Source organism: Proteiniclasticum sp. (assembly GCF_032054185.1).
Taxonomy (GTDB): domain Bacteria; phylum Bacillota; class Clostridia; order Clostridiales; family Clostridiaceae; genus Proteiniclasticum.
Window position 1 is genome coordinate 14,078 of sequence record NZ_DAMBTF010000012.1, and the last position, 20,951, is coordinate 35,028.

The 20,951-nt window shown below is 42.6% G+C and carries 18 protein-coding genes; 17 read left to right on the forward strand and 1 reads right to left on the reverse strand.

What is annotated here, in order from left to right; all coding sequences use genetic code 11:
• Positions 1-30: 30 nt before the first annotated feature.
• Both RTX25_RS08285 and RTX25_RS08290 read left to right on the forward strand, forming a co-directional pair.
• Positions 31-261 (forward strand): heavy metal-associated domain-containing protein, encoded by a 231-nt coding sequence (locus tag RTX25_RS08285; RefSeq protein ID WP_312652628.1) that lies wholly within the window; start codon positions 31-33, stop codon positions 259-261.
• A 13-nt stretch (positions 262-274) separates the two neighbouring features.
• Complete coding sequence (locus RTX25_RS08290; RefSeq protein ID WP_312652630.1) at positions 275-538, forward strand: metal-sensing transcriptional repressor; 264 nt, start codon at positions 275-277, stop codon at positions 536-538.
• A 108-nt stretch (positions 539-646) separates the two neighbouring features.
• Here the strand turns inward: RTX25_RS08290 and RTX25_RS08295 are convergent, their stop codons facing one another.
• Positions 647-1,879 carry an aminopeptidase gene (locus RTX25_RS08295; protein WP_312652632.1) on the reverse strand — a complete coding sequence of 411 codons (1,233 nt, stop codon included), beginning with the start codon at positions 1,877-1,879 and terminating at the stop codon, positions 647-649.
• A gap of 258 nt (positions 1,880-2,137) precedes the next feature.
• Here RTX25_RS08295 and RTX25_RS08300 point away from each other — a divergent pair, with 258 nt between their 5' ends.
• From RTX25_RS08300 to RTX25_RS08370, 15 genes are all read left to right on the forward strand, one after another.
• Positions 2,138-2,692: an HDIG domain-containing metalloprotein gene (locus RTX25_RS08300; protein ID WP_312652634.1), complete on the forward strand. Its 555-nt coding sequence runs from the start codon at positions 2,138-2,140 to the stop codon at positions 2,690-2,692.
• A gap of 114 nt (positions 2,693-2,806) precedes the next feature.
• Positions 2,807-3,289: a hypothetical protein gene (locus tag RTX25_RS08305; RefSeq protein WP_312652636.1), complete on the forward strand. Its 483-nt coding sequence runs from the start codon at positions 2,807-2,809 to the stop codon at positions 3,287-3,289.
• Positions 3,290-3,757: 468 nt separating this feature from the next.
• Positions 3,758-5,476 (forward strand): AMP-binding protein, encoded by a 1,719-nt coding sequence (locus RTX25_RS08310; RefSeq protein WP_312652638.1) that lies wholly within the window; start codon positions 3,758-3,760, stop codon positions 5,474-5,476.
• Complete coding sequence (locus tag RTX25_RS08315) at positions 5,460-5,690, forward strand: phosphopantetheine-binding protein (protein WP_312652640.1); 231 nt, start codon at positions 5,460-5,462, stop codon at positions 5,688-5,690. The genes RTX25_RS08310 and RTX25_RS08315 overlap by 17 nt, the downstream gene beginning before the upstream one ends.
• Before the next feature lie 32 nt (positions 5,691-5,722).
• Positions 5,723-6,262, forward strand: coding sequence for a 4'-phosphopantetheinyl transferase superfamily protein (locus RTX25_RS08320; protein ID WP_312652642.1), 540 nt, complete (start codon positions 5,723-5,725; stop codon positions 6,260-6,262).
• A gap of 86 nt (positions 6,263-6,348) precedes the next feature.
• Entirely contained in the window at positions 6,349-7,053 is a 705-nt protein-coding gene (locus RTX25_RS08325; protein WP_312652753.1) for an ABC transporter ATP-binding protein, read from the forward strand.
• Positions 7,054-7,055: 2 nt separating this feature from the next.
• A complete protein-coding gene (locus RTX25_RS08330) occupies positions 7,056-10,289 on the forward strand; it encodes an FtsX-like permease family protein (protein ID WP_312652644.1) in 3,234 nt (1,077 codons plus the stop codon).
• A gap of 32 nt (positions 10,290-10,321) precedes the next feature.
• Positions 10,322-11,695 carry a condensation domain-containing protein gene (locus tag RTX25_RS08335; protein WP_312652646.1) on the forward strand — a complete coding sequence of 458 codons (1,374 nt, stop codon included), beginning with the start codon at positions 10,322-10,324 and terminating at the stop codon, positions 11,693-11,695.
• Between the two features lie 28 nt (positions 11,696-11,723).
• On the forward strand, positions 11,724-13,094 hold the full coding sequence (locus RTX25_RS08340; protein ID WP_312652648.1) for a condensation domain-containing protein: 1,371 nt from the start codon (positions 11,724-11,726) through the stop codon (positions 13,092-13,094).
• A 165-nt stretch (positions 13,095-13,259) separates the two neighbouring features.
• Positions 13,260-14,933, forward strand: coding sequence for a hydroxylamine reductase (hcp, locus tag RTX25_RS08345; RefSeq protein ID WP_312652650.1), 1,674 nt, complete (start codon positions 13,260-13,262; stop codon positions 14,931-14,933).
• A 179-nt stretch (positions 14,934-15,112) separates the two neighbouring features.
• Positions 15,113-16,003: a phosphotransferase gene (locus RTX25_RS08350; protein WP_312652652.1), complete on the forward strand. Its 891-nt coding sequence runs from the start codon at positions 15,113-15,115 to the stop codon at positions 16,001-16,003.
• Positions 16,004-16,044: 41 nt separating this feature from the next.
• Complete coding sequence (locus RTX25_RS08355; RefSeq protein WP_312652654.1) at positions 16,045-18,078, forward strand: penicillin-binding transpeptidase domain-containing protein; 2,034 nt, start codon at positions 16,045-16,047, stop codon at positions 18,076-18,078.
• An 855-nt stretch (positions 18,079-18,933) separates the two neighbouring features.
• Complete coding sequence (locus RTX25_RS08360; RefSeq protein ID WP_312652656.1) at positions 18,934-19,257, forward strand: PadR family transcriptional regulator; 324 nt, start codon at positions 18,934-18,936, stop codon at positions 19,255-19,257.
• A 4-nt stretch (positions 19,258-19,261) separates the two neighbouring features.
• Positions 19,262-19,951 (forward strand): hypothetical protein, encoded by a 690-nt coding sequence (locus RTX25_RS08365; RefSeq protein ID WP_312652658.1) that lies wholly within the window; start codon positions 19,262-19,264, stop codon positions 19,949-19,951.
• Positions 19,952-20,194: 243 nt separating this feature from the next.
• Entirely contained in the window at positions 20,195-20,899 is a 705-nt protein-coding gene (locus tag RTX25_RS08370; protein WP_312652660.1) for an MgtC/SapB family protein, read from the forward strand.
• Positions 20,900-20,951: the final 52 nt, after the last annotated feature.

A 20,951-nucleotide genomic window follows, 5' to 3' on the forward strand; every position in this document is an offset into this window, starting at 1 on the left:
CAAAATAATATAACATAAGGAGAAAGAAAAATGAAAAAAGTATTAGGAATCGAAGGTATGCACTGCATGGGATGCGTTGGACGCGCAACAAGAGCTCTTGAATCACTTGAGGGCATAAGCTCAGCCAAGGTAGATCTTGGCAAGAAGAATGCAGTCGTGGATATGACTGGCGAAGTATCAGAAGAAGCCATGAAAGCCGCATTAAGTGAAGTGGAGCTTGAACTGGTGTCAGTCTCAGAGAAGAAGAGTATATTTGGCTAGGAGGTAATAAGCGATGCAATCAGATAAGGATAAAATCACTAGACTGCTTAAGACTGCCAAGGGTCAACTAGAGGGTCTGATCAGGATGGTTGAAGATGACAGGTATTGCATCGATATTTCCAACCAGCTCATGGCGACTCAGGCGATCTTGAAGAAAGTCAATTCGGAAATCCTGCATGATCATATCAACCACTGCGTTCATGGTGCCTTCGGTACAGAAGAGCAGAATGAGAAAATCAGTGAAATCATGCTGATTATGGATAAGCTGACAAAATAAATATCTGGATTTCCATAGAAATCAGAACCATAAGGAAAGGCGGCGATTAAGAAAAAACTTAATCGCCGCCTGATTTTTTACTTGAATATTTGTGCCTGCCTATTGAAATCAGATCACCCAGTTACCGTTCCTAAAGAGTTCAACGGTAGAACCGTCCTTTTTATATGCGGTAATATTGAGTTCTGGTCCGCCTACCATGAAATCTACATGAATCAGACTGAAGTTCGCGCCCTTTTTGTCCAGTTCTTCCTGAGTCATGGAAGTTCCGTTCTTAATGGCATAGCCGTAAGCTCTGCCTAAGGCGAAATGAACCGATGCATTCTCATCGAAGAGGGTGTTGTTGAAGAGAATCTTTGTATTGGAGATTGGTGAATCATCCTGAACCAGTGCAATCTCACCAAGTCTTACTGCACCTTCGTCGTTCTTCATGAGGTTGTCTAAAGTTTCATATCCCTTCTCGGCGTAGAAATCTATAACCTTACCATCTTTAAAGGTGAAGCCGAAGTCTTCCACAAGATTTCCGTTGACGCTTAAAGGTTTAGTTGCCTTTAGGGTACCGTTCACCTTATAGGCATGTGGTGTGGTGAAGACTTCTTCAGTTGGAATATTTGCCATATATGGAACACCTTCATTGCTGTCGTTGGATCCTCCGATCCAGTTATGGTCTTCAGCAAGGTAGACTTCAAGATCTGTTCCTGGTCCTTTCAGAATGACTTTTTCAAAGTCCGCATCATTCAGGAAGTTCTCGTATTTCTTCAGGTTTTCATTATGAAGAATCCATGATGCCACAGGATCGTTGTGATCAAGTCTTGTTGCCTTGATGATATAATCCCACAGTTTTTCAACTGCAACTTCATCTGTATCCTCCTTGAAGATGGTTTTCGCCCAGCCCACAGAAGGAACAGCTACGATCACCCATTTTGTGATTCCAGTCATTCTATACTTCATGACTGGTGCCACAGCCTGGCTTGCCACTTTCTGGCTCGTCTTCACTTTTTCAGAGTCCACTTCCTTAAGAAGCTCAGGGTTAGGTGAGATAACGAAGCAGTGGTGATAGTTGTCTTCGTAGATATCTCTTGTGTTTGTAACTTTCCATTCAGGATATTCCTCAAAGACGAAGTCCTTACCATATCTGTATCTCATGAGTGTAAACTCATCATCGTTCAAAACCAGTTCCACATGCTTTGCACCTGCAAGGTATGCTTCCTTTGCGATGATTCTTGACAGTTCAAGACCATCGGTTGTTGTGGTGATGACCAGTCCTTCTTTTTCCTTCAGATTGACACCTACATGAACAGCGAGTTTAGCGTATTTTTCTAAATAGGGTTTTAAATCTTTCATCATATCCTCCTTGAAATTTGTATATTTTTTATACCAATGGATAAATTTTATCATACTGTCAGAAGAAATAGAAATGAAAGATATGTATATGCATTAAAATGATGAATAAAGTAAATCAGAAGGGGGATATATTGCAATCTGTAAATGTTTTCATCGAAATATCGTGACGAATCCCTGATTTTTCACTTCAGTATCACACACTGCTGCGTTATGATGAGTATAGATCAGCTTAAATTCGAATTACAGGAGGCGTTCAATATGGAAAGAGAAGAGGCATTGGAGCTTTTACAAGAATATAACGAAAGTGATTCACTGCTCAAGCATGCGTACTCAGTAGAGGCGGTGATGAGACACTTTGCGAAACTTAAGGGTGAAGATGAAGATTACTGGGGTGTCATTGGACTTCTGCACGATCTGGATTATGAAAAATATCCCGAAGAGCACTGTGCAAAGACAAGAGAAATCCTGACCGGAAAAAATGCGGATGAAGAATTCATAAGAGCGATTGAAAGTCATGGTTATGGGATATGCACCGAGGTCAGACCGGAAAAATATATGGAGAAAGTTCTTTATACTATAGATGAACTTACGGGACTCATAACCGCGACGGTTCTTATGAGACCCGACAAAAATATCAGCGAACTGGGCCTGAAATCTGTTATGAAGAAGTTCAAGACGCCTAAGTTTGCTGCGGGTGTGAATCGCGAAGTGATTCTTAAAGGCTGCGAGATGATTGCAATGGACCTGGATGAGGTTATAGAAGAAACCATAAATGGAATGAAAAACGCAGCAGTTACACTTGGGTTTCAATAGGTATACGGGGTTTTTAAAACCTGTATACTGATTTACTTATCTCTGCCTGCTTTATATTATTTTGAAAAAGTATTACACTGAGCTTACGAATTATAAAATATTGGGGTGAAAATCATGAAATCAGTTATTGTCTATTATTCACAGTCAAACAATACGAGAACTGCGGCCGAACTTTTAGGTGAAAAGACTGGAGCACATCTTGTTGAACTGAAAGAGAAGAAAAGGGGTAATGTTCTTCAGGCGGTATTCAAAATGTCATCCAGACTCAGCGGTGAGCCGTGGGAGGATATCAAGGATTCAGATAAGATCTATCTCATGTTTCCCATATGGGCAGGGAAGAGCGTGCCGGCAGTCAATGCCTTCCTTAGAGATCCGATAACAGATCTTACAGGTAAGAGTGTCGTGCTGATTACTTTTCAGGCTTCTCCAGATCTTAAGGGAAGCGACCAGGTTCACGATTTTGCGGGAAACCTTGTGAGAAAAAAAGGCGGAATCGTGCGTGAGGTCTATGCCATGCAGGGCGGCAATATGAATGTTTTTGTAGGAGACGAAGCCATCCGGCAGCGAATGGAAAAAGTCAGATGGGACGAGCTGTAATCGAAATGAAAGAAAGGGTCAGGATGAAAATCCTGGCCTTTTAAAATGTTTATATTTAGAGAGTTATATCTTTAACAAATTCTAATATTATTGAGTATTTTTATGCAATTCTAAACATTGAAATTGCGTCATATTCTGATATCCAAGATTATTTACCATGTAAGCGATGATGTTATACTATCTTTTTAATATGACATAATTCGTATAACGATAAATATGTTTTATTAATATTACAAATAAATTCAAACGATTTGAAGCTGTACCAGAAGTTTCTTTTAGTGAGATGTCGAATTACGTAAAATATTAGTAAACAGATGTATTGAACTAGAATTATATAATAAATAACTCTATAATGAGTTTAGTAGTGAATTATTTATCGTTATGTGCAATATGCTGTTAATCAAACATCGACATGAATGAACCTTTATTATCGGTATGAATATAACAATAATGGGAGGGACACCAGATATGCTCAAGAATTATTACGAGGCAGAATATCTGTCCAATCTGAAAGCGCTGATTACTCGTGGAGAAGAAAAGTATGGACTCAGGCATGCATTTAGAGAGATGGATACCAGAAGAAACATTCACAGCTATACCTACATTCAGTTCAGAGAAGATGTAGATGCACTTGGAACAAGGCTTTTATCTATGGGACTCAAAGGGAAACATTTTGCACTCATTGGAGACAGCAGTTACAGTTATGTGGTCAGTTACATGGCCGTTGCATGCGGTGTGGGCGTAGTGGTGCCTCTTGATAAGGAACTGTCCATAGAGGATCTGCATAAGCTGGTCTGCAAAAGCGATGCGGAAGTCCTTCTTTATTCTCAGTCTCTTCACGATGATGTCATGATGATGAAGGGGACATGTCCAGAACTTAAGACCTACATCAATATCAGCATGTATGAGCAATCTCCGGAAACTCTGTCCATTCTGGATCTTCTGGAGGAGGGAAGAAAAGAAATCAATAACGGAAATGATGAATTCAAGAGTATGTCAATCGATAGGAATGCTCTCTCAAGTATACTCTTCACCTCAGGTACCACAGGTGTGAATAAGGGCGTTATGCTGAGTCATAAGAATATGCTTACAGTCATTCACTCCGCATTCTGTATGTTCAAGTTCGCGGATGTGTCCTTTTCTGTTCTGCCCATAAATCATACCTATGAGTTCAACCTCCATGTTCTAGGCTGTATCTATGGAGGCATGACTTTATGCTTCAACGACAGCATCAAACATGTTCAGGATAACCTTCGTACCTATCAGCCAGGTATGACGCTGATGGTACCTATGATTGTGGAGTCATTATATAAAAATATCTGGAAGGAAGCAGAAAAGACGAATCTGTCCAAACATCTGCGTTACGGTGTCTGGATAAGCAACATCATGCGTAAAGTCGGCATAGACAGAAGAGCACTATTCTTTAAACCGATCCATCAGAGCCTAGGTGGCAATCTTAAAGTCATCGTATGTGGAGGAGCACCGCTAAGGCCGGATATCGTGAAGGGATTCGATGATTTAGGAATATCCATCTATAACGGGTACGGTATCACAGAATGTGCTCCACTCATCTCATCTAACTGTACCTTAAAAAGTATCCCCGGATCAGTAGGCTATGTCATTCCTGACAACAGGGTGAGAATCTCTGATATAGACGATGATGGAATCGGTGAAATCCAGGTTCAGGGTGACAACGTCATGATGGGTTACTACAAAGATCCGGTTTCCACAAGAAAGACCTTTACCAGCGACGGATGGTTCAAAACAGGAGATCTCGGATACATTGACCGGAAAGGTGCGCTCTATATTACAGGAAGAGAGAAAAATCTCATCATCCTTGCCAATGGAAAGAATGTTCATCCGGAGGAGCTGGAAGAGCACATCCTGGAAAATCTGCCTTATGTCAAAGAAGTTGTGGTCTATGCACCTCTTTCTCAGGACGGACAGGATGTCATGATAATGGCCGAGGCCTTCATCGATCAGGATTATCTCATTGAAGCAGGCATTGACAGGGCAAAGGAAAATCTTAAGGAAGACATACAAAGACTCAATAAAAAGCTCTCAGCCTATAAGCGTATCCATGACGTGAAACTGCGTGAAGAGGAATTTGAAAAAACATCCACAAGAAAAATCAAACGGCACTGTATTGAAGATAAGGAGGTAGCGTTACATGCTCAACATCATTAACAAACTGATTATGGAATACATCGAGGTAAACGAGGAAGATCTTACCCCGCAGACAAACCCCGTAAGAGACTTGAACCTGAACTCCTATGATTATATCTCGATCATCGGTCGAATCGAGTCTGAACTGGGCATCGAAATAGACGAAAGAGAACTGAGAAACATTCAGACACTAGGAGAACTTGATGAATATATCAAGTCGAAAATGATGAAATGATCTACTCCTGCTATTCAAGGGGGGAAGATCTTATGACCTACGAAAGTCAGAGCAGAATGGCTCGTAAACTTCTGAGAATCGGACTGATCAATGAATACGGCATTATAGAGGAAGAAGTGATCAGAAATATATCCGGAAAACCGAGTCTGAAAGAAAACAGAGAGATTATGATCAGCATTGCCCACTGCACCCATGCGGTCACTGTTATACTGTCGAGGAATCGAGTGGGCATTGATATCGAGAATCTTAGGAAATTTGACGCCTATGCGGCAAAGAGAATTCTTTCAGATGAGGAACAAGAAGTGCTGGAGAGACACGGTAGTCTGGATGAAGATTTTTTCAGATACTGGACACTCAAGGAAAGCTACATCAAAGCTCTAGGCTGCGGATTCTCCTATCCTGTCAAAAAATTCAAGATTGCTGGCTTTCGAGATAAGATCATAACCAACCGTCCATCTGCAGCCTTTACCATTCTGGATGGAACAGAAGGATTCATCACTTCAGTCTGTCTGCTCAGAGGATCCGATGCTTCAGATGAGGAACTAAGAGAAATAAAAACGACTATACCCTAGGAAGGATGAGCGTCATGGAAAAGATTATGGAAAATACTCTGATCAATCCAGTGGAAGAACATATGGCAACGATCATGGAAAACACTATGGAAAACACCATCAGATTTGAACAGGTCAAAAAAATCTATCGAATGGGTGAGTACGACATCGAAGCTCTGGCAGGTATTGATTTCACCATCGAAAAAGGGCAGTTTGTGATTATAGCTGGGGCATCCGGAGCAGGAAAAAGTACCATCTTGAATATTCTAGGCGGTATGGATTCAATGACTTCAGGAAAAGTCTCGGTATACGGAAAGGAACTCAGCAGTCTGTCGCCCAAGGAAATGATTTCCTACAGGAGATATGATGTGGGTTTTGTTTTTCAGTTCTACAATCTGGTGCAGAACCTTACCGCTAAAGAAAATATCGAACTTGCATCGCAGATCGGGAAAGATCCTCTTGATGTCGATGAAGTGATAGAAGGTGTCGGTCTTTCATCAAGAAAGAAAAACTTTCCTTCACAGCTTTCAGGGGGAGAGCAGCAGAGAGTCGCCATTGCAAGAGCTCTTGCAAAGAATCCCAAGCTACTCCTCTGCGACGAACCGACAGGTGCACTGGATTATGAGACGGGAAGAGCAATTCTTAAGCTGCTTCAGGAAACCTGCAAAAAAAGAGACATCACAGTGGTCGTCATCACACACAATCTGGCTCTGATTCCCATGGGTGACAAGGTCATCAAAATAAAAAGCGGTCTTGTGGACAGCGTAATTGAAAACAAGGAGCCTCTGGGAATTGAAAGGATAGAGTGGTAGAGATGAAAAAATCACTCCTTAAAGACGCATTCAGACAGATTTTCAAATATCCCGGCAGATTTATATCCATTTTTACCATAGTAGCCATCGGGTCTGCATTTTTTGCCGGAATCAAAACTGCTGCGCCGAACATGAAATATACCGCCGATCAGTATTACGATGCCTACAACATGATGGACATCAGGCTTCTTTCCACCATGGGTTTTGTTGAGGAAGATCTGGAAGCGGTAAAGGAGATTGACGGGGTAAAGGAGGTCGCGCCTTCGTATTTCCAGGACGTAACCGCCACTGTCGGATCACTTGAACTGGTTTTTCGTATTCATTCCATTCCAAACAATGCCAAGGACAGAGAGTTTATCAATATGCCTAAGATTGTTGAAGGCAGACTTCCTGAGAAGCTGGGCGAATGTATCATCGAATCGAGTCAGAATATGGACCTGGGCCTTGAAATAGGAGACAAAATCCAGGTTTCTTCAGGAAAGAAGGAGGATCTTTCGGATAAACTGGCAAGTTCCGAATTCACCATCGTTGGTAAGGCGGCTTCGCCTTATTATCTCACTTTTGATAAGGACTCTTCAGACATCGGCAGCGGTAAGGTGAATTTCTTTATGATGACCGTAGAAGATGAATTTCTTTATCCTGTGTTTCTTGAGCTTCTTGTGACTGTAGATGGCGTGAAAGAGCTTAACTCCTACTCCAGTCTGTATGAAAAGAAAATCGAAGTGGTCAGAAATCAGATTGAAAACATGGGATCTGACCGTGCGGTTCTTAGACTGGAATCGATCAGAGCGGAAGCGATGAAACAGCTGGAAGAAGGCAGGAAGAAACTTGCTGAAGAAGAGGAAAACTACAATAAGCAGATTGCTGATGGAGAAATCGCCCTTGCAGCCGCAAGAGACGATATTGTTGAAGGTGAAGCAACTCTTGAAACAGAAAAGAAGAATTACGCTGTTCGTGTCGCAGATGCTGAAGCCCGAATAAGGGATGGAGAAAGGCAGCTAGCTGATGCCAAAGCGGAATATAATGCGGGGCGTACTGCATACAATAATGCGGTCAATGAATATGGAGACGATCTGGCACAGCTCGACAGCGCATCCCAGTCACTTAAAGGTGTACAGAATGATGCTGCAGCGCAAAGAGAAAGCATCGCAGCCTCCTTATCAGCAGCGACTACCCCCGAGGAGTATGAGTCACTCTCTTCGCAGCTGGCATCACTTGATGATCTGTATATGGCTGCAGGGGAAGGTATAAACACCATAACGGGTCTTAATGACTATGCCCAGTCTCAGATGCAGAGCGCCGAAACTCAGCTGAATTCTGCCCGGGTAAAACTGAATGCGGCAGAAACTGAACTTCAGGCTGGAAAAAATGAGCTGGCGAGAGAAAAAAGAACAGCTGAAGCAGAGTTTCTTGCAGCAGAGGCGACATTATCTGACGGAAAGATTCAATATGACGAGGCGAAAAAAGAATTTGACATCAAAAAAGCTGAAGGAGAGAAAGCTCTTCAGGACGGTCGGGAAAAAATCATAAGAGCGGAAAATGAAATTGAAAGACTGCAAAAACCCAGCTGGTATGTCCTTGACAGAATGAAGCTATACAGCTATGCGGACTATGCCGCAACCGCTGATCGTATGGACGCAGTGGCAAGTCTCTTTCCTGTATTTTTCTTTGCAGTGGCTGCACTCGTGTGCCTGACCACCATGACAAGAATGGTGGATGAGCAGAGAGCCTCCATTGGGGTATACAAAGCTCTTGGCTACAGCAATAATGCCATAGCCTTCAAATATGTGAACTACGCTGCCATCGCAAGCATCTTCGGAGGCATTCTCGGTGCGATTATCGGTATACAGGTCTTTCCGAAAATCATTTTCAACTCCTGGTCCATGATGTATAATCTGCCGCCTATGCTTGAGACAAGGCAGACACTTCTGATCTTTCTGACCGTTCTTGCCGGATTCCTGGTCACCACGATGACGGCTTATGTGGTCACAAGATCGACACTTAAGGAAGTACCCGCAATGCTCATGAGACCTAAAATGACCTATTTCGGAAAAATGATCCTGCTGGAAAGAATGACGTCCATATGGAGCAGATTCTCATTCTCCCAGAAGGTCACCATGAGAAACATCTTCAGATACAAAAAACGCTTTATCATGACCGTTACAGGAATAGCAGGATGTGCGGCACTTCTTGTCGCCGGGTTTGGCCTCAGCAATTCCATCAGCAAGGTCGTGGTGAAACAGTATCAGGAAATCTTCACATACAATCTCAATATGAAGTTTGAACCCACATCCACAACACTTGACAGGAGAAATGTGAGAGAAACACTTGAAGAGGATGAGGCTGTAGAGTCCTATATCCAGGTGGCGCAGCTTAATGCCACGGTAAAAGGAGATGAGGATATCGCGGTAACCATGATCTCTCCATATGATCCGGAAGCATTCGGAAAGTTCATCAGACTTCGAGAACGAGCATCAGGAGATGCCATCAGTCTGCCTGAGACCGGAATCGTCATCAACGAGAAGCTTGCCAAAGAGCTTGGTGTATCGAAGGGAGACTCAATCTCAGTGGACAATGGAGACGGGGCTATGAAAAAGCTTCTGATTTCAGGAATTACGGAAAATTATGTCTTCCATTATATCTATATCCATCCTGTTTACTACGAGGAGATCTTCAGACTGAAACCGGATGACAATGCTCTTTTCATCAGACTATATGAGGACAGCCGTGAAGCGGAAAGCGCTCTTGGCACAACGCTCATTGATAGGGAAGAAGTTGCCTCTGTAGCCTACTACAGAGATGCCGCCGAAAAGTTTGAGGATTCGGTTGTGAGTCTTAATGCTGTCGTCTTTGCCATCATCATCTGCGCAGCTCTACTTGCTTTTGTTGTCCTCTATAACCTGACCAACATCAATCTCAGTGAAAGACTCAGGGAAATCGCCACCATCAAAGTTCTGGGATTCTATAACCGCGAAGTATCAGCCTATGTATATCGTGAGAATATGATTCTGACACTTATCGGCGGAATCTTCGGGCTCATTGTCGGGATATTCCTTCATCGTGCCATCATGGGATCCATTGAACAGGATGGGGTCATGTTCGGAAACTATATCTCCGGCAGGAGTTTTATCTATTCGTTCTTCATCACGCTGATATTTGGCATACTGGTTAATCTCTTCATGTATAGAAAGCTGACAAACATCAAGATGGTCGAGTCACTGAAATCGGTGGAGTAGCAAAGCTTGCTCATCAGTAAAGGAGAAAAATCATGGAAGACCGAACCTATTACCCACTAACACCCAGTCAGTACACAATATTTCTCTCACGTAAGTATTCGATGCACAAATCGATCATAAATATTCCGACCTCGCTCATCATTCGGGAAGAAATGGATATGGATATTCTGGAAGATGCGGTAAGACAGGCAATTGAAAGATGGGACAGTTTCGGACTGAGACTTGTCAAAGACAAGGAAAGCCCTAAGCAGTACTTCACGGACAGAAAAGTGGAAAGTATCGAAAGACTGGATTTCACAGGAAAGAGCCGAGAAACCATGGAAAGGACATTTTCAAAACTTGCCGTAAAGAAACTGGAAATCTATGAAGCACCTATGGCCAGGTTCTATATTCTGAAAACACCTGAAGGCTATGGGGGAATATTCAGTGTCATCAATCATCTGATCATGGACTCCTGGGCCATCAGCATGTTCTACAAGGACTGTATAGAAATCTACTATGCACGGAAGAATGGCACGGCATTTCCTAAAGATGTTGTGCCCTATGAGAATGTGCTGAAAAAAGAGGTGATGTACCGCCAGTCGCCACAGTATCAGAAGGCTCTTGAATACTGGCAGACCGAGTTCAGCAGGGAAGAACCCATGTTTACCCATATCAACGGTAGCGAGGTTATTGAGAAGTTCAGGAAGAAGAAAGGGAACGAGAATGCAAGGTTTGCAGGAAGCTTCTATCTGAGATCCACTTCAGGACACGATCTCTACTGGATCTCCAAAGAGGAAATCGATACTCTGTCACGCTTTCTGGAAGAGTACAGATTTCCGAGCCTTCAGGTTCTTTTTCAGATGGGGCTCAGGACCTATCTTGCTAAAGTGAACGATCATGAAAAAGATGTGAGCATGCATAACATCGTTGCTAGACGAGGAACCCTTGAAGAAAAATCCACAGGAGGGACAAGAGCTCATGTCGTGGCCTTTAGAACCATCATGCCACCGGAAACGACTTTCGCGAAAGGGTGCCAGATGCTTTTTGACAAGCAGAATGAACTCTACAGACATGCGGACTTCAGTCCCATGGAAATGTTCAAGGTCGAGAAATCCCTTCTGCCTGCCAACCAGGCACAGTCATACCGAGCTTGTTCCCTGACGTTCCAGCCTGTGCCCATGGAAATCGGAATCGGACCTGAAATAGAGACAAGATGGTACAGCAACGGTGCTGTAGCGCAGCCGTTCTATCTTACCGTTATGGATGGAGATGGTACTGGCGGACTCAAATGCTATTACGAATATATGTCCAATGTCATCTCAAAGGAAAGGATAAAAGATGTGCACAGGTACATGACGAAGGTCATGCTTGAAGGTGCAAGGCATCCTGAACTGACACTTGAGGAACTGTATCAGTTGTATTAATTGCATGATTGAAAAGGAGATTCAGTAAATGGAAGAGCGAACCTATTACTCATTAACACCAAGTCAGCAGTCGATATTCCTATCGAGAAAATACTCAATGCACAAATCCATCGTCAATATTCCTACATCACTTGTAGTGAAAGAAGCCTTGGATCTGGATGTCCTTGAAGATGCTGTAAGAAAAGGCATTAAGAGATGGGACAGCTTCGGTATAAGACTTGTTAAGGACAAAGAACCCAAACAGTATTTTACAACCCGGGAAGCGGAGTGTATCGAGAGACTGAATTTTACAGGAAAGTCTCGAGATACCATGGAGAAGACATTCCTTAAACTGGGCTCCAGAAAACTGGAAATCTATGATGCGCCGATGGCGAGATTTTTCATTGTCAGAACACCGGAAGGCTATGGCGGAATTTTCAGCGTCATCAATCATCTGATTATGGATTCCTGGGCCATCAGTATGTTCTATAAGGACTGCATGGAAATTTACTATGCCATGAAGAATGGGACTTCTATGCCCAAGGATGTCAGACCATATGAGGAAGTGCTGAAAAAAGAGGTCATGTACAGGCAGACAGAGCAGTATCAGAAATCTCTTGAATACTGGAAAAGGGAATTCAGCTGCGGAGAACCTATATTCACGCATATCAACGGAAGTGAGGTTCTTGAAAAATACAGGAAGAAAAAAGGTAACGAACATGCAAGATATGCCGGCGCCTTCTATCTTCGTTCAACTTCAGGTCATGATCTGCACTGGATACATAAGGAAGATATCGAGAAAATGAACAGATTTCTTGAGGAAAACAGATTTCCGAGTCTTCAAGTGATGTTCCAGATGGGACTTCGTACCTATCTGGCCAAGGTCAACAGTCATGAGGAAGATGTCAGCACTTATAATGTCGTGGCCAGAAGAGGAACACTTGAGGAAAAGATGACCGGTGGGACAAGAGTCCACTTCGCCCACTTCAGGACCATTATGCCCAAAGAAACCAAATTTATAGATGGCTGCAGGATGCTGTTTGATAAGCAGAATGAACTCTACAGACATGCGGATTTCAGTCCGATGGAAATGTTCGATTTGGAAAAATCTCTTCTGCCCTGTAAACCCGGTCAGTCATACCGCTCTGCTTCTATGACTTTCCAGCCAGTACCCATGAGTGTCGGAAACGGTCCCGAAATCGAGTCGAGATGGTACAGCAACGGCGCAGTTTCTCAGCCTTTCTATCTTACCATCATGGATGGGGACGGAACCGGAGGGCTGAAGTGTTATTACGAATACATGTCCAATGTGATCCCAAAGGAAAGGATCAAGGATGTGCACAGGTACATGACGAAAGTGATGCTGGAAGGTGCTAAGAATCCGGATATAACTCTGGAAGAACTCTATAAAATGTATTGAAGGTAAAAGTGCTGAGCCTGAACAACGAGAAAAGATCAGAATCAATGATATCTTTACGACAATTCATTATGATTATGTTAGATTTCTGTTAATATAATCGTTTTCACGGGATTGTCTGTCGATCTTTTGATATGATATGAGCATAAAACTAAAGGGGGCAGATTTATGGACGAACGTGTGAATACGAAAATGTTCTGTTTTCAATGTGAACAGACGGCAAAAGGTACAGGATGCACCATACAGGGTGTCTGCGGAAAAACCGCGGAAATCGCAAATATGCAGGATCTTCTGATCTTTCAGCTGAAAGGTATATCAAACTATGCCACAAGGCTTCTGGATATGGGGCAAAGTCTCGAGCCTTCCCTCATCGAGTTTGTGGAGGATTCACTTTTCATGACTCTGACCAACGTGAATTTCGATCCTGAAGATCACCTTAGACAGCTGAAAAAATCTCAGGAAATCAAGGAAGAACTCAGGATGAGATTCAACGGAGAACTTCTGAATGATGAGGCAAACTATAGGCTGAGCGAAACCTATGAAGAAATCATGGCTGATACCACCCGTGCAAGGATTTTCTATAATGATAAAATCGATGAAGACGTCAGAAGTGTAAGGGAAATCATCAAATACGGGCTGAAGGGTATCTCTGCTTATGCTCATCAGGCGGGATTTCTCGGTTACGTCAATGAAGATGTATCGAGGTTCATTTTCAAAGCACTTGACCGTCTGACAGATGATTCGATGTCTCTGGAAGACAACATCGCACTTCTTCTTGAAACAGGAAAAGCCTCATACAATGTCATGGAGACCCTTGACCGCGCAAATAACGAGAGTTACGAACCGCCTTCACCTCATAAGGTGAATGTCAATGTGAAGAAAGGGCCTTTCGTAGTCATTTCCGGTCACGATCTGAAGGATCTTGATATGCTGCTTCAGCAGACTGAAGGGAGAGGCGTAAATGTCTACTCCCATGGAGAAATGATTCCTTCTCACGGATACGGCGGACTTAAAAAGTATCCGCATCTTGTTGGTAACTATGGCGGTCCATGGCAGCTTCAGCAGAAAGAATTCTCTGATCTGCCCGGATGTATACTCATGACCACTAACTGTCTCATGAGACCGATGAAGAGTTATGTGGACAGGATTTATTCCACAAATGTTGTCGGATGGGAAGGGATAAGACATATTCCTAAGAAGGAAGACGGAACCAAGGACTTTACCGAGATGATCGATCAGGCAATCGCCCTAGGCGGGTTCCCTGAAGACGAACCGGTCAAGGAAATTCTGGTGGGATTCGGTCATAAGACCACTCTTGGACTATCTGATAAAATCCTTGAAGCGGTAGAAAGAGGGGATATTTCCAGATTCTTCCTCATCGGCGGGTGTGATGGTGCCAGACCGGAAAGAGATTACTACACACGGTTCGCATTAGGTACACCTAAGGATTCCATCATTCTTACTCTTGCATGCGGAAAGTACCGTTTCAATAAACTGGAATTTGGTGAAGTGGCCGGTTTCCCAAGAGTTCTGGATATCGGACAGTGCAATGATACCTATTCGGGCATCAGGATTGCTGCGGGCCTTGCAGACAAACTCGGTGTCACTGTGAACGATCTGCCTCTGTCGCTTATCATCACGTGGTACGAACAGAAGGCGGTTGCGGATCTGCTTGCACTGCTTTATGTCGGTGTACAGGGTATAAGGCTCGGGCCTTCCATGCCTGCATTTGTTTCAGGAAATGTGTATGACTTCCTGCATCAGAACTACGACCTTAAACCGATCACGACCCCTGAGGAAGATCTTGCCGACATCATCGGTGAAAAGATGATCCGAGGTTAACAGGTAAACCAGTCAATATAAAAGCTGTAGAGGGAAACTTCTGCAGCTTTATTATAATGCAGAGTTATATATACTCTGCAATAAATTTGTCATAGAAGGTTTAAGAATATCCATGTACAGGAATGATATAATGGTATTACAAAGTATGCAGAATACGATGAGAAAAGGGGTGATCTGGTATGCACACACAAATTCAGGAAATCTTTCCGGGATATCAGATTGAGCCTTTGACAGGAGGCTGGTCCAAAGATCGGAAATATATCCTCAGAAAGGGACCGAAAGCATATACATTGAGACTCTGTAAAGGAAAATCTCTTGAGATGCAGAAAGCTGAGTATGAGACCATGCTTATGATTTCGCCGGACGAGCAGATCATAAGACCAGTGGGTTATGGCAGAATAAGTGATGAATTTTCCTATATCCTATACAGCTATCTGCAGGGTGAGGATCTGAAATCCGTCCTTTCCGAGCTCACACCGATTGAACTTTACGATCTGGGTATACAGGCAGGCTGCATCCTCAAGGATATCCATAGTGTACCGGGAAGAAAAGACCCCGATTTTTCCACCTATTACAACCGGAAGATTACCGCTAAGATCAAATCCTATAGAGAGAGCGGTCACAATATCCCCGAACTTGATCAACATATCGACTACCTTGAAAACAGCAGGCATCTTCTGGATGACCGACCGACTGTTCTTCAGCATGGGGACTATCATCTCGGTAATATGATCATAAGGGATAAAAAACTCTATATCATCGATTTCAACCGCTATGATTTTGGAGATCCCTATCAGGAATTTGACCGTATGACCATGAACAGCAGCTTCAGCAGAGAATTCGCAAGAGGAATTCTTCATGGGTACTTCAAGGGCGTACCGCCCCAGAAGTTCTGGTCATTGCTGAAACTCTATGTACTCACCAATGCGGTAGGATCCATTTCCTGGGCGCTGGAGCATTCACCTGAGAGTCTGGGTTTTGTCTATGACATGATCCATGCTACGCTTAAAGACTACGAAGATCTGTCTTCACCCCTCCCGAAATGGTATCGGGAGCTGCTTCGTATCTGACCAAGCATATCACTGGCACGCGACAGAGGAGGAGAGAACGAATGAAGAAAATTTTCGTGCTTATCATAATGATCCCGTTATTTCTGATTCTTGCTGGATGCGAGGAGGAAGAGTCACATGATCCTTTAGGTACCCTGTATGATTATATGGATGCTTACGAATCTATGGATTTTGAAAAGATGTATAGTCTGCTTGATGCGACAAGCAGAGAATCCATCACACAGGAAGAATACCTTTCGATTTATGAAGGCATCTATGAATCCATTCCCATAACGGAAGCGAAAATGGAAAGCAGAATGAATGATTTCGATATGGAAAGAAAGGTATCTGGCGAAGAAAGTGCTCGAATTCCAATGAATCTCATGATGAAAGTTCAGGAGGAGGAAATCAGCTACAGTACGGATGTAAAAGTCGTAAGAGAAGAGGATGAAGAAGGAAACGACAATTATAAAGTTTCATTTTCACCAGATCTTGTCTATCAGAACTTCAAGAAAACAGATAAGGTAGAAACAAGAGAAGTTGGACCCCTAAGAGGTGAAATCTTTGACCGGAACAGAAAACCCATCGCCATAAATGGAGAAGTGCTATGGGTGGGGATGGTTCCCGGAAATCTCGGGGCCGGAAAAGCTTCAGCGATAAAGGCTATGGCGGATACCTTCGGGCTGACACAGGAGTATATCAATAAGCGTCTTGGGCTCAGCTGGGTGAAAGATAACACTTTTGTGGATATGCTGAAAGTTTCCATGGATGATAAGAATCGGGTAGATTCACTGATCAGTCAGTATCCAGGAATCATTTACCGCGTGGTCAAAGACCGAGTCTATCCTTATAAAGCGGCAACTGCACATCTTACCGGATATCTTGGACTTGTCAGTGCCGAAGAGTATAAAGAGCTTGAACCTCTCGGTTTTCCCATCGATACTAGAGTGGGTAGAGCCGGACTTGAACTTCTTTATGAAGAAGAACTGAGAGGGCAGAAAGGTACAGAAGTGGTTCTTGTGGATGAGAACGGCAATGTGAAGGAAGTCCTTTCCTCGTTCATGAACAATAAGGGGAAAGATCTTGTGCTGACCATCGATATTGAGAAACAGTCAGAACTCTATGCAAGAATGAACGGAGAAATGGGTACAGCAACCGTCGTCAACTACGAAACAGGTGAAGTGGAGGCTCTTGTGAGTTCTCCCTCCTATGATCCGAATCAGTTTATTCTCGGACACTCCAATGCCTCATATAATGCTCTACTTAATGATCCGAAAAATCCGCTCATGAACCGTTTCACCAGACGTTATGTACCGGGTTCAGCCATAAAGCCGCTGACTGCAGCCATCGCTTTGGAGACGCAAGGTTTTGATGAGGGGAAAGTGATTGATATCGCCGGTAAAGACTGGCAGGCTGATCCTTCCTGGGGAAATTACAGCGTAACAAGAGTGACAGATCCTGGTGTGCCTGTAGATATCGAGAAGGCATTTATCTATTCCGATAACATCTTCTTCGCCCAGATGGCTCTTGATATGGGTGCCGATGCCTTTATGAAAGGTATGCAGAAATTTGGTGTGGGTGAGGAAAATCAGCTGGGATTCGGATTCGAAAAATCACAGATCACAAATGACGAAACACTGGAAAATGATATGCTTCTTGCAGATTCCGGTTACGGACAGGGACAGATACTGTTCCATTCGCTTACACTGCCTAAGGCTTATACAGCCATCGCAGATAGTGGAGCCATGAAAGAGCTTAAGCTGTTTATGGATGAGAAAGCTGTAGTGGAAACCGGTGTTGTAAGTGAAGAAACAGCTGAGAAAGTCCTTGGATACATGGGGAATGTAATTTCAGATCCAAACGGAACGGGTCATGAAGCCTATATTGAAGGACGTTCTCTATATGGCAAAACCGGTACATCAGAAGTCGGCCAGGGGGCAAACCGGGAAGAAATCGGCTGGTTCTCTGTTATCGACAAGGATTCCGCAAAACCTTTCATCACAACAGTGATGATCGAGAAGGTGAAAGGTAGAGGAGGAAGCTTGGTTGCTGTAAGATTGGCTCGTGATTTCATCGCAACCTACGGCCAGAAGTAGAATGACTTAATCAGATATACATTAAAAGAACGGATGCAGTTTCCTTTTTTAAAGGTCACGCATCCGTTTTAATTCGAATATCTTTTATACTGTGTTTATTCCGGACATAACAGTGCTAGGATGGCATTCTCTTAATCAATAGACTAAATAAAACATAAAGCAATTGATTATTCAAATAACCATCCTAGCTGAGTCTGGGTTGTTGGTGTACTTATGATGGTACACTCCTTTCTGTTTTGGGTTTAACTTGACGTTTCTTGTCTAACCACGATGCATTTTAAGCATCTTCTTATAGACTCGAGACTCTGCATACAAGTTACCCATCGAATTCATCCAATTTCGTTTCAGATACCGGATATTACACTTAATAAATAGTCGATTATGTGTAATTAAGGTTATAAAAGTCTATTGGAGAATTCTCGAAGCTGAATGCCTAAACTGAATCACTGCTCCTAATTAGGTTTATTCCTCTTCATACTATTATTTTATAGAAAAAGCGGGGATTTATCAAGAAATCGGGAGGGCATATAAGTCTAAGAATGCCTGTTATACGTAACCAGTAGATTGTTGATTGAATATTCTAATTATTACTGGTTCTAGCTTGAATTTTCGTTATTTCGTATGATGGACTCATCAGGTATGAGTATGCGTATTTTCAGATGCTCTTGATACGATCCGCTCACCGGGTCCGCAAAGTAAAATTGGATGATCTGTGCAGCTTAGCGAATTCGTTTTAAAGGATATCCGATTGAATAGAGAAATAAAGTACAAAGAGAGAAATGATCATATTGACAGCATAGCTACTTGGTTGTACAATGTAGTTAAGCTATTAGGTAGTACAAGGTAGGTGAAAAAATGATTGATCAGTCTCAGCTAAACAGAGGAACATTAGAAGGATGTATTGTAAAAATAATCAGTATGGAAGAAACCTACGGTTATGAAATTGTCTCGAGGCTTCAGGGATTCGGGTTTGAAGATGTCAAGGAAGGAACAATCTATCCGATACTGGTTAGGCTTGAAAAAAAGGGCATCATATCATCAGTCTATAAGGAATCGCCGCTTGGTCCCAAGCGCAAGTATTATTTCATGACAAAAATCGGGGAGGAGTTTTTAAGAGAGTTCATCATGGTCTGGAACGATGTCAGAGATTCTGTAGATCGAATATTAAAAGGAGAGTGAAACCATGTTTAAAAGTGAAGTCAGACTGCTGAAAAATGAAAATGCAAAACAGTTAATGTCATTAAAAGAAGGGGACAGAAAAAACATAAACAGCATCATGAAAAGTATGTCAATTTTCAAAATCAATTCTTATGATGCACAGGTGATTATACGAGATCTAATTGGAATGTCCCAGGAACTGGAACTTAGAGGATCCAGTCTTGAGCAGTCAGTCAACAGTGATTTTACCGGATTTGTTAAGGATATTATTGAAAATAGTGCCGGACCAAGTATCTGGGAAATTATCACAGGGTTTCTGCTTAAACTCTCAGGCAATTTCTTTATATGTTTCAGTCTTTTATCCATAGGCGCCTACAGCAGTTTCAGCTGGGAATCAAGCAGTATTATATTCCCTCTTTACTTTGGTATGACATTAATCGTATTCATCACTGAAGGAATTGTCACACCACTTTTCAGTGTCCGGAAAGGTTATGCAAAACACATCCCTTCGTTTATATCACTGGTGTTTTTTCTGGGATTAGCTGGAGTTACATTTCTGCTGGTTGACAACGTCAATACAGTCCCAGTAAACGGTAGTCTGATCATAGGCGTTTCAGGGTTATCCTATATCATACTGAGTTATTTAAACATAAAAAATATAAACAGGCTCTCAATCGGAAAGAATAATTTTATAGATGATCTGATTACAAAGTAGTTTGGATATAGTCTTCATAAATCCTGAATTAGCGCTTATAGGAAAGAGTTTCATAAGAAGCTCATTTTTAATGGTTTGGGGTTTACGGTTTCCAACAATAGAAAATGCATCAAAAGTTTATATCAGTCAGGACACAGATCTGGGGAAACGGCTGTTATCAATGTGCGGCGAACGGAGTAAATGTTTACATAACTGATGAAATAGGATATAATGAGCATTAGTTTATAAAAGAGGTGAGCAATAATGGCTTATGAAGAAATCCTTCTACGGCTCGCCATTGCCGTATTTGCCGGCGGTTCCATTGGCTATGAACGGGAATATAAAAACCGTCCGGCAGGTTTCAGAACACATATCCTGGTATGTATCGGGGCATGTGTCATTGCTCTCATTCAAGTGAACATGAATGAAGAAATCATTCGTAGGGTATTGATCAATCCCAACTTAAAGGATATTCTTCGCGCAGACTACGGAAGACTGAGTGCCCAGGTTATCAGCGGTATCGGTTTTCTCGGCGCAGGGACAATTATCCATAACAAGGGATCCATTAAAGGCCTGACTACCGCAGCCACCCTTTGGGTTGTTGCAACATTGGGGCTTGCCATCGGATACGGATATTATGTGATCAGCATCGCATCACTTATTATCTGTGTCATCGTACTGATTTCCCTTAAGAAAGTACAGCACAAGCTTTTCCATGGAGAAGCAGATGTCAAGCTGGAAGTCGATTTTATCAAAAGAGCTAAAGCAGTTGATTATATCGATGAGTACTTTGAAAAACAGAATATCCACATGGTGAATCTGCGTTTTCTGACCAGTGAAGTCGATGGTGTAAAGAGCTGTATCTATACGATCAATCTTCCACGTTCACTCAATCTTAACCAGGTGATGAGAGACTTGGCGCATAATGATCATATCCTTGAAATCAAGGAAGTTGATGATGATCATTAATCCATACACAAAGCAAGAGTCCAGACGAGAGTCTGGATTTTTTTGCGGTGAA